The organism is Streptomyces sp. WZ-12 (genome assembly GCF_028898845.1).
GTDB lineage: Bacteria > Actinomycetota > Actinomycetes > Streptomycetales > Streptomycetaceae > Streptomyces.
In genome coordinates, this window is sequence record NZ_CP118574.1 from 6,069,417 (window position 1) to 6,082,090 (window position 12,674).

General features: G+C 74.5%; 9 protein-coding genes. 3 read left to right on the forward strand and 6 right to left on the reverse strand.

What is annotated here, in order from left to right:
• Positions 1-112: 112 nt before the first annotated feature.
• The 4 genes from PV796_RS26235 to PV796_RS26250 form a co-directional block, all read right to left on the reverse strand.
• Positions 113-4,663, reverse strand: a complete 4,551-nt coding sequence (locus PV796_RS26235; RefSeq protein WP_274915846.1) for an alpha-(1->3)-arabinofuranosyltransferase domain-containing protein — start codon at positions 4,661-4,663, stop codon at positions 113-115.
• Positions 4,660-5,385 carry a class I SAM-dependent methyltransferase gene (locus PV796_RS26240; protein ID WP_274915847.1) on the reverse strand — a complete coding sequence of 242 codons (726 nt, stop codon included), beginning with the start codon at positions 5,383-5,385 and terminating at the stop codon, positions 4,660-4,662. Before PV796_RS26240 ends, PV796_RS26235 begins: the two co-directional genes overlap by 4 nt.
• Positions 5,386-5,392: 7 nt before the next feature.
• Complete coding sequence (locus tag PV796_RS26245; protein WP_274915848.1) at positions 5,393-6,709, reverse strand: glycosyltransferase family 4 protein; 1,317 nt, start codon at positions 6,707-6,709, stop codon at positions 5,393-5,395.
• Between the two features lie 313 nt (positions 6,710-7,022).
• On the reverse strand, positions 7,023-8,147 hold the full coding sequence (locus PV796_RS26250) for a DUF3068 domain-containing protein (RefSeq protein WP_274915849.1): 1,125 nt from the start codon (positions 8,145-8,147) through the stop codon (positions 7,023-7,025).
• Between the two features lie 339 nt (positions 8,148-8,486).
• Here PV796_RS26250 and PV796_RS26255 point away from each other — a divergent pair, with 339 nt between their 5' ends.
• Positions 8,487-8,633 (forward strand): hypothetical protein, encoded by a 147-nt coding sequence (locus tag PV796_RS26255; RefSeq protein ID WP_274915850.1) that lies wholly within the window; start codon positions 8,487-8,489, stop codon positions 8,631-8,633.
• Positions 8,634-8,645: 12 nt separating this feature from the next.
• A complete protein-coding gene (locus PV796_RS26260; RefSeq protein WP_274915851.1) occupies positions 8,646-9,842 on the forward strand; it encodes a PucR family transcriptional regulator in 1,197 nt (398 codons plus the stop codon).
• 294 nt (positions 9,843-10,136) lie between these two features.
• Here PV796_RS26260 and PV796_RS26265 read toward each other — a convergent pair whose 3' ends face one another.
• The gene (locus PV796_RS26265) at positions 10,137-10,760 is read right to left on the reverse strand and encodes a mycothiol-dependent nitroreductase Rv2466c family protein (RefSeq protein ID WP_274915852.1); all 624 of its coding nucleotides are present in this window, start codon (positions 10,758-10,760) and stop codon (positions 10,137-10,139) included.
• A gap of 155 nt (positions 10,761-10,915) precedes the next feature.
• Positions 10,916-11,398, reverse strand: a complete 483-nt coding sequence (locus tag PV796_RS26270) for a MarR family winged helix-turn-helix transcriptional regulator (RefSeq protein ID WP_274915853.1) — start codon at positions 11,396-11,398, stop codon at positions 10,916-10,918.
• 88 nt (positions 11,399-11,486) lie between these two features.
• Here PV796_RS26270 and PV796_RS26275 point away from each other — a divergent pair, with 88 nt between their 5' ends.
• Positions 11,487-12,509 (forward strand): NADP-dependent oxidoreductase, encoded by a 1,023-nt coding sequence (locus PV796_RS26275; protein ID WP_274915854.1) that lies wholly within the window; start codon positions 11,487-11,489, stop codon positions 12,507-12,509.
• The last annotated feature ends 165 nt before the right edge of the window (positions 12,510-12,674 follow it).

A 12,674-nucleotide genomic window follows, 5' to 3' on the forward strand; every position in this document is an offset into this window, starting at 1 on the left:
AGGGGGAAGCGGACGCGGGGGGCGGGGCCGGTCCCGGTGGTGGGGGCCCGACCTTCCCGCGCGAGGGTGTCCCGCCCGTCCGGTGGGTCGTGCCGGGCCGGTTGGAGGGCGGTCATTGTGGGGTGTCCTCCGGGTCGGGGAGCGGCGGGCGGAGGGGGGCCGTGGGGTCGGCTCCCGTGTCCCGGTGCGGTGTACGGGCCGGCGGCGCGGCCCCGCCGTCGGGCGCGCCACCCTCGGCCGGAGCGGCCGGAGCATTCGGAGTGGTCGAAGCGGTTGGAGTGGCTGAGGGGGCCGGGGTATCCGGAGTGACCGAGGGGGTGCCGGGGCCGTCTTCCTTCCCCGAACTCCCCTGGTTGCCCCCCTTGTTCGAACCGCCGCCCGGTCCACTCCCCATCCCTGGGACGCCCGGGCCGTTGCCCGCCCCGGCACCGTTCCCGGCGCGGGTCGGCCAGGTGACGACCGCCGCCGTGAGGGCCAGGAGAGCGAGGGCCTGGGCGGGGGCGCTGAAGGCGCCGGAGCTGTCGGCGAGCGGGTGGCCCGCGCCGAGGGCCGCGGTGATGCCGGCCGCGAGCATCGCGGTGCCGGCCAGCGGTGCCAGCGCCCGCGGCCGGAGGCGGGCCACCAGGGCCAGGAGCGGGACGATGAGTGCGTACGGGCCGGCGGCCAGGGCCACCACCACGGTCAGGGCGAGCGTGCCCAGGACCCAGGAGGGGGCGGGGGGTTGCTGCGGTGCCGTTGGCGGGGTGCGCGGGGTGCGGCGGATCAGGGCGGAGGCGATGAGCAGGGCGATGCCCAGGATGCCGCCGATGAGGCCGAGGTGGTACAAGGTGGCCGGCGCGTAGCTGAGTTCGACGGTGCCGGCGGCGCCGGCCGGGACGAGGAACGCCTGTTGCCAGCCGTCCACCCGGAGCGGGGTGAGCTGTTTGCCGTTGAGGGTGGCGCGCCAGCCGTCGTTGGCGTTCTCGTGGAGTTGGAGGTAGGCGGCGCGGCCGGCGCCGACGGCGACGGTGCGGTGGTCGCCGGACCACTGTTTGACGGCGACGGAGCGGGCCGGGGCGGGCGGGCGCGCGGCGGAGGCGGCCGTACCGTCCGTGGAGGCGGTCGTCCCGCCCGCCGCAGCGGCAGGCCGTGCGCCGGCGTCGGCCCCGTTGGCGACCCCGGTCCCGGTCCCCGTGCTCAGCGTCACGTCCGTGATCGTCAACGGCCCCTGGTCGCCGGTCTCGACGCGGTGTTGGCCGGCGCGCATGAGGATCTGGCCGTTGGTGACGGCGGGGCCGCAGGGTCGGACGGTGACGGGGCGGCGCTCGGTGAGGTCGCGGACGGAGCCGCTGGCCTTCGTCGCGTAGAGGATGCCGTCGACGGCGAGCGGGGGGCCCTGGCCACAGGGGAGGGCGAAGCGCCGGTCGGGGGCCGGGGGCGGGGTGCGGTAGGCGTCGAGGGCGGGGAGGTAGATCTCGCTGAGGCCGACGGGGAGCTGGAGCGCCTGGCCGGCGACCGGGTTGCTGAGGGAGAGTTCCTTGACCTTGCTGATGGTGATGTCGAGGCGGTCGGTGGTGATCGGGTCGAAGCGGGCCAGCCCGTTTTCGTCGACGGCCGCGGTGGCCGCCCCGTAGGGGGAGTTGAGCTGGATCTGCTCGGGGCGGGTGGAGATGCCGCCGGCGGCGGCCAGCACCATCCGGTCGATCTTCTTCTTGCCGGGCCAGCGCAGGTGGATGGTGGGTTTGGCGCCGGCGATCCAGGCGGTGGTCAGGTCGCCGTCGACGAGGTTGCGCGGGCTGAGGGACTGGCCGAAGCCGAAGCTGGTGGAGTCGGCGGTGGCGGTGATGCGGTCCTTCTGGTCGGGGGCGACCCGGTCCAGCAGCCGGTCGAGGGCGGGGCCGGGGACGGCGAGGGCGGTGCCGGAGACGGTGTACGGGGCGGTGCGGCCGGTGTCGAACTGGCGGTGCAGGCCGACCTCGGCGGAGACGGGCGAGAGGCCGCCGGGGTCGCTGCCCCGATGGAGGGAGACGATCTGCGACGGGGCGTCGGAATGCCGGGCGTCGGTGGGGAGTTGAAGGAGTCGGGACACCTGGACACCGGGGACGGAGATCTCAGTGAAGCCGGCGCCGGAGAGTCCGGCGCGCGGGGTCTGGGTGCCCAGGATGGTGAGTTGGAGCCAGGCCGCCTTGCCGGGCGGGGCCTTGATCTGCTGGCGGGAGCCGTCGGGGCGGAGTTGGCTGTCGGCGCGGCCGCGGTCGGTCTGGACGCGGACGGAGGTGGGGGCGGCGCGCAGTCCGTCGCCGCGCAGGGGCGTGACGGAGAGCGTGGCGGGGATGTTGGTCGGCGCGTTGAAGGTGATCCGGATCCACTGGCCGACGGGGTTGCCGGCGCTGCCCTCGGCCCAGGCGGTGTCGGGGTTGCCGTCGAAGGCGTTGACGGGGTCGTACTGCGGCAGGTGGAAGAGCCAGTTGCCACTGGAGGAGGCGGTGACGGCGGCGGCGCCGCGGAGCACGGCGGTGGTCTGGTGCTGGATGCCGGGGATCGGCAGGATCTGACGGGGCGGGCGGCCGGGGTCCTGGAGGCTGCCGGGCAGGTTGGTCTCGTCGGCGGTGTAGGTGTAGGAGGTGTTGCTGCCCACCAGGCCGAAGCGGGTGTCGGCGCGGCGCAGGCCGTCGGCGGTGAGTTGCAGCGGCGGGGCGTCGACGCCGGGGTGGGGGTCGCCGGTGAGGACGGTGGGGCGGTCGCGCAGTGCGGGGTCGACGGAGAGTTGGAGCAGGGCCTCCGGGCCGCCGCTGAGTTGGGCGGTGTCCGCGGTGGCGGGGGCGGTGACGGGGCCGGGTTCGGCGACCCCTTGTGGTCGGTAGATCTCCACGGAGCGCTGGCGCGGGTAGAGGCCCTGGATCTGGACGGGCGTCTCGGCGGGGATCCGGCCGGCGGTGGTGAGCGGGCCGAAGGCGGCGGCCTTGCGGTAGCCGGACGCCTCCAGGGTGTGCTCGACGGTCTGCGGGGGGACGTAGCCGATCTGGTCGGGGTCGAGGTCGTTGCGGACGACAACGTCGTGGATGCCGGCCCGGTGCAGGTAGTCGCGCAGGCCGGGGACCTCGGCGCCGGTGAGCAGGGCCTGTTCGACGGCGTCCAGGGCGCGGCGGGATCCGGGCGTCCCGAAGGGCACGAAGTCGCGCTGCGCCCACGGGGATTGGGCGAGCACGTCCATGGGGTCGTCGATGGGTGAGCCCCAGGTGAACAGGCCGTGCGCGGTGGCGGGGACCACCAGGGAGCGGCTGCCGTGGGTGTGGTCCTTGAGCCAGGAGGCGGTCTGCTGCCAGTAGGTGGGGAGTTGGCGGAACGCGCCCGGTTGGAGGACGGTGCCGCCCAGGTAGGGCAGGGCCAGCGCCGGGAGGACGAGCAGCGCGGCCGCTGTGGTGGGCAGGCGGCCGGCGGTCAGGCGGGCGGCGCGCCGCCCGGTTCCCGTCCACCGGAGGGTGCCGAGCAGGTGGGCCAGGCCCAGGGCGAGCGCCAGGCCGAGGCCCGGGGTGAACTTGTAGATGTTGCGGAACGGGCGCAGCCAGCCGTTCAGCCACTCCTGCCAGATGGCGTGCAGCGGGCCGCCGAGGGCGCCGCCGTAGCCGGCCAGCCCGATGAGCGCGACGGTCAGCACGGTCAGCAGCAGCCAGCGCCGTTCGGGCAGGTTGCGGCGGGCCAGGCCGGCCAGGCCCAGGGCGGTGGCGAGGGCGGAGCCGCACACCGCGAAGGCGTTGCCGGTCATGGTCTGGCCGGCCGGCAGCCAGGGTTTGCCGAAGTTGAGGTAGCCGACCCAGTTGCCGGCGCCGCGCAGCAATTCGGTAGCGGACATGGTGGCGGTGGTGGTGTCGGCCTGCTCGATGTACGGCATGAAGTTCTCGCCGTGCAGGCCCAGGAGGAGCAGCGGCACCGTCCACCAGGCGGTGGCCAGGACGACGCCGGGCAGCCACCAGGCGAGCAGGGTGCGGCGGCGCGCTCCCGTACGGGACAGCGCGTACAGCAGCACCGGTAACAGGGACGCGAGGGTGGAGGCCGCGTTGACGCCGCCCATGAGGGGGATCAGCAGTGCCGAACGGGTCGCCGCGGTACGGGCGGTGGGCCGCCCGTCGGTGAGCGGCAGCAGGACCCAGGGCAGCAGTGCGCCGGGCAGTGCGGCGGCGGAGGTGGAGCCGACGACGATGGTGAAGGCGGGCCACAGGGCGTAGCAGGCGGCCGCCAGCAGCCTGCTGCGCGGGCCGCCGATACGCAGCCGCTCGGCGAGCCGCAGCGCGCCCCAGAAGGCGGTGGTGACGATCAGCGACATCCACAGCCGCTCGGCGAGCCAGACCGGCAGGTGCACCGCGTGGGCGGTGCCGTAATACGGGAGGGCGGGGAAGGCGTAGCCGATGTACTGGTCGGCGAGGCCGCCGAAGCCGGCCCGGTCGTGCCACAACTGCCCGAGGTCGGTGAGGAAGCGCCAGGGGTCGACGGCCACCCCCAGCTTCGTCTCGAACGTCATCTTCCCCGGGGACGGGGCCAGGAACGCGACCAGGACGGCCGCCCAGAAGGCGAACAGCCAGCGCCTGCGCCGGGGTTCGTCGGGTGGCGGGGCGGGGGCGGTGACCGGGGTGCCGCCGGCGTCGGGCGCTCCGGGGGACGGGGACTTCTGCAGCGTCTGGGTCATGGCAACCGCCGGAGGATGAGGAGGAGGTTCCAGGTGGCGATCTCGCGGACGCCGGGGAGGCGGGGGATGGCCTCGGCGAGGAACGGCGCGTAGCGGGAGCGGGCGGTGACGAGCGTGACGTCGTCCCGGGCGCGGACCTGGCGCAGGGTGCGGCCGATGTGCACGGCGAAGAGGTTCTGGCCCAGGGTGTGCTTGGCGGGGCGGCCGGTGCGGCGCTGGTAGCGGCGGCGGGCCCGTTCGGCGCCGAGGTAGTGCCAGGGCGCGGTCTCGTGGCCGCCCCAGGGGGAGAGCCAGTTGGTGAACGCCACATAGATCAGGCCGCCGGGGCGGGTGACCCGCACCAGTTCGCTGAGGAAGGTCTGCGGATCGGCCACGTGCTCCAGGACGTTGGAGGAGAAGCAGACGTCGGCGGTGCCGTCGGCGAGCGGCAGCAGATAGCCGTCGGCGAGCACCGCCCCGTCGGTGATCCGGCCGCGGGCGGCCAGTTCCGCGGTGTCGGGTTCGAAGAGGTAGCCGCGGGCGCCGCGGCGGCGGAACTCCTCGGTGAAGTGGCCGCTGCCGCCGCCGACGTCGACGACCACCGCGCCGCTCAACGGGGCGTAGCGTTCGACCTGGTTGGCGGCGTCCCGGGCGAGCAGCCGGTAACAGTGGTCGGGGTCGGTGGGCTCGTTCAGGAAGGCGCGGAAGAGGGCGAGGGACCTGCCCAGCGAGGGGTCGCGCACGGGCCGGTCACCGCCCGGCGAGCGGCCGGAGGTATGCCTCCGTGGCGACCGCCCGGAAGCTCCGGACGGTCCGGCTCCATCTGAAGCGGGCGGCGCGGTCGGCGGCCGCGGCGCCCAGGGCGTGCCGCCGGCGGGCGCTCAGTGCCAGCGTGCACCAGTGGGCGGCGAAGGCGCTCTCGCCGCGGGCCAGCAGCCCGGTGGTGCCGTCCTCGACGGAGTCCCGCAGGCCGGGGATGTCGAAGCCGACGGTGGGGGTGCCCCGCGCGGCGGCCTCCATCACCACCAGGCCCCACCCCTCCACCAGGGAGGGGTGCAGCAGTAGCCAGGAGGAGCACAGGAGTTGGTGCTTGCGCTGCTCGGAGATCCGGCCGGTGAAGACGACGTCGGGACCGGCCAGCGCGGCCAGCCGGTTGTGTTCCGGGCCGTCGCCGACGATCACCAGCCGGCCGCCGGTGACCGGGCGGACCCGCTCCCACAGCCGCAGCAGCAGGTCGACCCGCTTGTACTCGACGAGCCGCCCCATGGCCAGGAACAGCGGCTCGGGGGCCTCGGGGAGCAGCGGGCCCGGCTCCTCGACCCCGTTGTGGACGAGCCGGATCCTCTCCGGCGCGACGCCGAGGTCCGCCAGCGCGGCGGCGGTCGAGTCGGAGACCGCGACCATCAGGTTGCCGCGGTGGGTGCCGGCCAGCGCCCAGTGCTCCAGCCGGCGGCCGAGCCGGGCCGCCGGCGCCGGATAGCGCATCCGCCACAGGTCGGTGTGGACGTGGTTGACCAGGCACAGGGTGGGGCCGCGGTGCCAGAGGGGCGCGAGGTACGGCATGCCGTTGCAGACCTCGACCAGCAGGTCGCAGCCGCCGGCACGGCGCGTCACCTGGCGGGGCACGCGCAGGAAGTGGCCGGCGTCGCCGCCGGCGGTCAGGACGCGGTAGGCGGGGGCGGTCTCGCGAACGCCCGTGCCTCCGGGGAAAGTTGGGATCTCGACGGGGGGCGGGCCTGCCGGGGAGGTGGGGCCGCCGCACAGCAGGGTGACCTCGTGCCCGTGGGCGGTGAGTCCGGCGGCGATCCGGTCCACCAGCAACTCGGAGCCGCCGGCGGCCGGGTTGGCGAGGTCGCGGCGGGCCAGGAACACGATCCGGCGGGGGCGCGGGGGCTCGTCCGCGACCGGGGACGGGGGCGCGGCAGGGAACGGGTACGCGGCCGGAGCGGTGACCGTGGACGGCGTACGGGGCGCCGGTGGCGCGAGAGGTGCGGGTGGTTCTAGGGGAGCGGGTGCGGCCGCTGGGGACGCGGGCAGCGGTGGGGACGGGGGTACATGCTGAGGCATGTGGGATCCAACTCGTCTCAGGGTGCGGTACCTGCGGTGGGGGACGTACTGCGTGCTGAGTCGTGCGGGGCGTGCGGGGCGTGCTGTGTTTGCGTGGCAGTGAGGGGTGCGGGTGGTGCAGGGGGTGCGCGGGGTGTGACAGGGGTGAGCGGTTGGTGGGGCGTGCGGCAGGGGGCGTGTTCCGGTTGGGGGGGTGGAACTGTGGTGCGCGTGGGGGCGGGTGTCCGGTTGGAGGGCCAGTGTTCGCGCCCCGAAGCGCCCCCGGCTACTCACCGAGGTGACAAAATCCGCTCCGGACCGGGTCGTTGTTTCGTCACACCGATGAGAATCGGCCACCCCGCCGCCCACCCCGGGCCAGCAACACCCCGCCGGCCAGCGCCAGTAGGGCACCGGCCGCCACGGACGCGGCCGGCAGCGTCCGGCCGACCAGCGCCAACTTCCCGCTGTCGGCCCGTGCCAGAGCGCTCTGCGCCCGCCGGGTGGCGGGGGTGAACGCGAGGTTCCGGCCGCGCAGCAGCACCACCGCGTCCCGCCGGCCACCGGGCGCCCGCAGCGTCTTGACCGGCGAGATCGACGCGTCGACGATCCGGCCGGTGCGCTCCTCGACGACCAGGCTGATACCGGTGTTCGCGTACCACTCCTCGGCCTGGATCTGCCCCTGCCCGGGGCGGCCGACGAGCCGGCCGGGGACCTGCCGGGTGCCGGTCCGGGTGGCCGGCGCGGTCCCGGTGAAGCGGTAGCCGGTGATGCCCGCCAGGCGCGTGGTGCCGGCGAAGCGGAGCGGGACGGCCGCGCCGAGGGTGTCGTCCCACCAGCGGTAGGTCCGCCTCGCCACGGAGAAGGGGAACTTGAGGTAGGCGTCCCCGTCGTACTGGGTGGGGGCCTCGCCGCAGCAGTGCACGGGGGCGTTGCTGCGCCGGTCGGTGACCCAGCGGCCGGTGGTCCACTGGAGCGCCTTGCGCGGGTCCGCCAAGGGGAGCGTCCGCGGGGTGTCGACCGTAGTGGACACGTCCCAGACCGCGCGCCCACTCTGCTCGCTCGCCGCGACGTCGCCCACCACGTGCCGGGTGATGGTGATCCGCTGCCGGTCCCGGGTGGTCAGCGAGCCGGTGTCGAAGTAGCTGCCGGTGCCGGTGAAGACCGTGGTGACGTCGACGTCGACGGGGGTGGCCGCGGCCCGCGGCGCCACGTACCAGACCAGCAACGGGGCCAGCACCAGCAGGAACACGCCGACCCCGAACAGCGCCAGGGACAGCGGGGAGGCGGGGCGGCGGACGGGCCTGACGGGGGCGGTGGGGTCAACGGAGGCGATGGGGTCAACGGGGACGGTGTCCGCGGCCGCCGCGGGACCCGCAGGGCCAACGGGGCCTGGACGACCGGCGGTTCCGGGGTGACCCTCGTGCCCGGGCTGCTGGCCGGAAGGGGGAAGCTGACGCATACGAGCACTCCTGGAAGCGGTGAGGGAACACGCCCTGGTGCACGTGCGGCGCCGCGGCGCGGCGTCATGGGCCGGGAACGTAAGCGAACCCTTGACAGCGCGTCAATGCCCTTCCACACTCGGCAGGCACCGTGACCGAAGCGGCGCCGCGCGGTGGGAACGCGGCACCGCCGCCGGTCACCCGAGCCGTCACCGCCTCTGTGGGGCGCAGGGCCGCGGGCGTCCGCCCCGCGACCGCCCGCGCAGCGACGTGCTCCCGCCGCTCCTCCTGTGCCGCTCTCCGGTGCCGGCGCGTGCCGCGCTCCCGGTACCGGCTGCCGACGAAGGGACCGCCGCGCCATGCACCGCACCCTCGCCGCCGCGCTGACCGCGGTGGCCGCCGCCGCCCTGGCCGTGGCCGCCGCGCTGGCCATCGTCGCCACCCTGGAGGCCACGCCCGCGCAGCCGAACGTGCCGTTGGTGACCTTCGGCCGGCCCGGCGCCTAAGGGGGCCCCGTCGTGGTGATCGCGGTCCGCTCGGCGTGGCGGGAGGTCCCGCCCCAACAGGTGCACCGGTTCGCCACCCTGGCCCTGGCGGAGGTCCCCTCCCTGGCGCACGAGATCTTCCGGGAGATCCGCCGCGAGTACCCCCAACTCCCGCTGATCCTCGACGAGTCGGGCGAACCGCGGGCTCTGGTGGGCATCCGGCAGTCCCTGGAGCAGTTCGTGGCCCACCTCACCAACGGGATGGAACGGCCGCTCGTCCACCCACGGGTCTTCCAGGAGTTCGGCCGCGGCGAGGGCATCCAGGGCCGCAGCCTGGACGTCCTCCAGGCGATCTACCGGTTGGGGGTGCGGCTGGCCTGGCGGCGGCTGGCCGAGATCGGCCAGGAGGTCGCCATTCCCGCCCCCGCGATGTACGAACTGGCCGAGTCCGGCTTCGAGTACCTCGACGGGCTGGTCGCCGAGTCCGTCCGCGGCTATGCGGAGGCCGCCGCCCGCCAGGCCGGCGAACGGCTCCGCATGCAACGCCGCCTGATGGACCAGCTGTTCGCGGAACCGGACCACCCCCTGCTCACCGAGCGGGCCCGGCTGCTCGGCTGGCCGCTGCCCGAACGGGTCGCGGTGGCGGTCCTGTTACGCCCGGACCGGGAGGCCGTGGCGCCCGCGGTGGCCGACGGGATCCTGCTGGACATGGAGTGCGAACGGCCCCGGCTGGTGGTGCCGGACCCGGAGGCGCCGGGCCGCCGGGAGCTGTTGGCCCGCGCGGCGGCCGGCTGGTCGGGCGCCATCGGGCCCGCCGTGCCCCCGCTGGACGCGGCGAAGTCGCTGCGCTGGGCGGCCTCCGCGGTCGATCTGATGGAGCGCGGACTGCTGCCCGCCGGCGAGCTCCTCCAGTGCACCGAGCACACCGAGGCACTGGTCCTGCTGCCGCCCGGCGAACTCATCGAGGACCTCACCCGCCGCCGGCTCGCCCCGCTGGCGCACTGCGGCCCGACCCACGGCCGGCGGCTCGCCGAGACCCTGCTCGCCTGGCTGGAGACCCGTGGCGGCGCCCCCGAGATCGCCACCCGCCTCGGCGTCCACCCCCAGACCGTCCGCTACCGCCTCCGCCAGATCCGCGAACTCTGGGACGGCGAACTCGACGACCCCGACCGCCGCTTCGAACTGGAACTCGTCCTCCGCGCCCGCCGCCTCCGCGGCGAACTCGGCTGATGCTTGGGGCGCTTGGGGGAGGTGGGGTGTGTGGGGTGCTCGGGCCCGGACGCCTGGGTGGTGGTCCTCTTCCTCTCCCTCCCCGGGGCCCCTACGGTGCGGGCCTCGCTCCCGGATGCCCGTGCCGCGGGGCTCCGCTCGTGGCGCCTGACGGGAACGCCGCCCCGCCCCGCGTGCGTGATGGCCGCGGTCCTGGCCGTTGCGCGCGCGGGGCGGTATACGGGCGACGGCGGACGCAACGGCGGGCACAGGGGAGAATACGGGGGCGGTCGCCCCCGCCGCCCTCAACTGACGCTAGCTGAAGTCGAATTCGCCGGTGCGGGTCCGCTTCAGCTCGAAGAACCGGTCGTAGCCGGCGAGCAGCCGAGCGCCGTCGAAGACCCGCACCGCGTCCTCGCCCCGGGGGATCGACATCAGGACCGGGCCGAAGAACGCCACCCCGTCGATGTGGATCGTGGGCGTGCCGACGTCCTCGCCGACCGGGTCCATGCCCTCGTGGTGGCTCTTGCGGAGCGCGTCGTCGCGGGTGTCCTGCCCGGCGGCGCGGGCCAGTTCGGCCGGCAGTCCGACCTCGGCGAGGGCCTCCTCGATGACGGCCGCGGTGTCCTCCCGGCCCTCGTTGTGGATCCGGGTGCCGAGCGCGGTGTACAGGTCGCGCAGCACCTCCTCGCCGTGCTCCTGGGCAGCCGCGATGCACACCCGGACCGGGCCCCAACCGGTGTCCAGCAGCTCGCGGTACTTCTCGGAGAGGTCCTCGCGGCCCTCGTTGAGCACGGACAGGCTCATCACCCGGAACCGCAGATCGAGGTCCCGGAGGCGCTCCACCTCCAGGATCCAACGGGAGGAGATCCAGGCGAACGGGCAGATGGGGTCGAAATAGAAGTCGACGGTGTGGCGGGTGGGGCTCTGGTGCGTCATGGGGACCAGGTTAAGGCGCCCCCGGACCGGCTGCCCGGGACGCTCCGTCGCGTCGACCTTGGGCCAATTCCGTCACCGGTCGGTCGCCGGGTGGGTCTCTGCGCGCCCCGTTGGCCCGGCGCCTCCGTGCCGTGCCGACCCAACGCGTCCGCGGCTCATCGGCCCGGCCTCGCCCGGCCCGCTCCCGGCTCGGTGATCTCCTCGGCCGCCTCCTCCCCGAGGCCCAGCATCCGCTGGAGCAACTGCTTGAGCAGGGTGCGCTCGGCGGCCGTCAGCCGGCCCAGCGGTTCGCCGGCGAAGTCCAGCGACGTGCGCAGCCGTTCGGCCGTCGCGCGGCCCTCGTCGGTCGGCACGGCCAGCTTGACCCGGCGGTCGGCCGGATCGGGGCGGCGCTCCACCAGGCCGCGGGCCTCCAGGCGGTCCACGATGCCGGTCACGTTCGACGGCTCGCACTTCAGGCACTGGGCGAGCCGGCGCATCGGCATCGGCTCCATCGCCAGCAGGCGCAGCAGCCGGGCCTGGGCCCCGGTGAGGGAGTGATCGGCCGCGGCGCGCTCGTACTCCTCGTGGTAACGGGCGACGACGGTGCCGATGAGCTCGACCACCTCGACGGTCAGCGGGTCTGGGCGCGGGGTCATACACACCAGGATACCCAATTGCTTGACAACCTGAAATATTCAGCAGCATTATTGTTTCAGAACCTGAAGCATTTGGAGGATCACGCTCATGTCCGCACCGCTGCCGACCACCAGCCGCGAATGGCACCTCGTCGCCCGCCCGCAGGGCTGGCCCACTCCCGACGACTTCGCGCTGCGCGAGGTCGCGCTGCCGGAGCTCGCCGACGGCCAGATCCTGGTGAAGAACCTCCACTTCTCCGTCGACCCGTACATGCGCGGCCGGATGAACGACGTCAAGTCCTATGCCCCGCCCTTCCAGTTGGGTCAGCCGATGGACGGTGGCGCGATCGGCGAGGTCCTCGCCTCGCGTGCCGAGGGCTTCGCCGCCGGTGACCACGTCCTGCACGGCCTCGGCTGGCGCGAGCACGCCGTCCTCGACGCCGCCCGCGCCGGCAAGGTGGACGCCTCGCTCGCCCCGCTCACCGCTTACCTCGGCGTCCTCGGCATGCCGGGCCTGACCGCGTACGCGGGCCTGCTGGCGGTCGCCGAGTTCAAGGAGGGCGACGCCGTCTTCGTCTCCGGCGCGGCCGGCGCCGTGGGCAGCCAGGTCGGCCAGATCGCCCGGCTCAAGGGCGCCTCGCGGGTGATCGGCTCCGCCGGCTCCGACGAGAAGGTCCGCCTGCTGACCGAGGAATACGGCTTCGACGCCGCCTTCAACTACAAGAACGGCGACGTCACCGAGCAGCTCAAGGCCGCCGCCCCCGACGGCATCGACGTCTACTTCGACAACGTCGGCGGGGATCACCTCGAAGCCGCCATCAGCGCGCTCAACGTCCATGGCCGGGCGGCCATTTGCGGCATGATCTCGATGTACAACGCCACGGAGCCGAGCTGCGCCCCGCGCAACCTCCCGCTGGTGATCGGCAAGCGCCTCCGCCTGGAGGGCCTGCTGGTCGCCGACCACCAGGCGCTCCAGCCGCAGTTCGTCGAGGAGGTCTCGGCCTGGATCCGCTCCGGCGAGCTGAAGTACAGCGAGACCAAGGTCTCCGGCATCGAGAACGGCGTCGAGGCGTTCCTCGGCATGCTCCGCGGCGCCAACACGGGGAAGATGATCGTGAGTTTGGAGGGCTGAGGGCGGCGGAGCACGGGCTGACGGGCGGGGCGTCGTCGAGGGCGTGCCGCGGCGTCTGGGCACCGTCCGGCGCGGGGCGCGTCCCGTGCGCCTCGGCGCTCGACGGCGCCGCCTCGCCTCGCCCGTCCTCGCGGTCCAACGGTTCCCGCGGTCCAACGGCCCCGC

Excerpts from the sequence above, each read along its gene's own strand:
- PV796_RS26235 (WP_274915846.1), bottom strand. The coding sequence starts at position 4,663 with ATGACCCAGACGCTGCAGAAGTCCCCGTCCCCCGGAGCGCCCGACGCC.
- PV796_RS26245 (WP_274915848.1), bottom strand. The coding sequence starts at position 6,709 with ATGCCTCAGCATGTACCCCCGTCCCCACCGCTGCCCGCGTCCCCAGCG.
- PV796_RS26250 (WP_274915849.1), bottom strand. The coding sequence starts at position 8,147 with ATGCGTCAGCTTCCCCCTTCCGGCCAGCAGCCCGGGCACGAGGGTCAC.
- PV796_RS26255 (WP_274915850.1), top strand. The coding sequence starts at position 8,487 with ATGCACCGCACCCTCGCCGCCGCGCTGACCGCGGTGGCCGCCGCCGCC.
- PV796_RS26265 (WP_274915852.1), bottom strand. The coding sequence starts at position 10,760 with ATGACGCACCAGAGCCCCACCCGCCACACCGTCGACTTCTATTTCGAC.
- PV796_RS26270 (WP_274915853.1), bottom strand. The coding sequence starts at position 11,398 with ATGACCCCGCGCCCAGACCCGCTGACCGTCGAGGTGGTCGAGCTCATC.
- PV796_RS26275 (WP_274915854.1), top strand. The coding sequence starts at position 11,487 with ATGTCCGCACCGCTGCCGACCACCAGCCGCGAATGGCACCTCGTCGCC.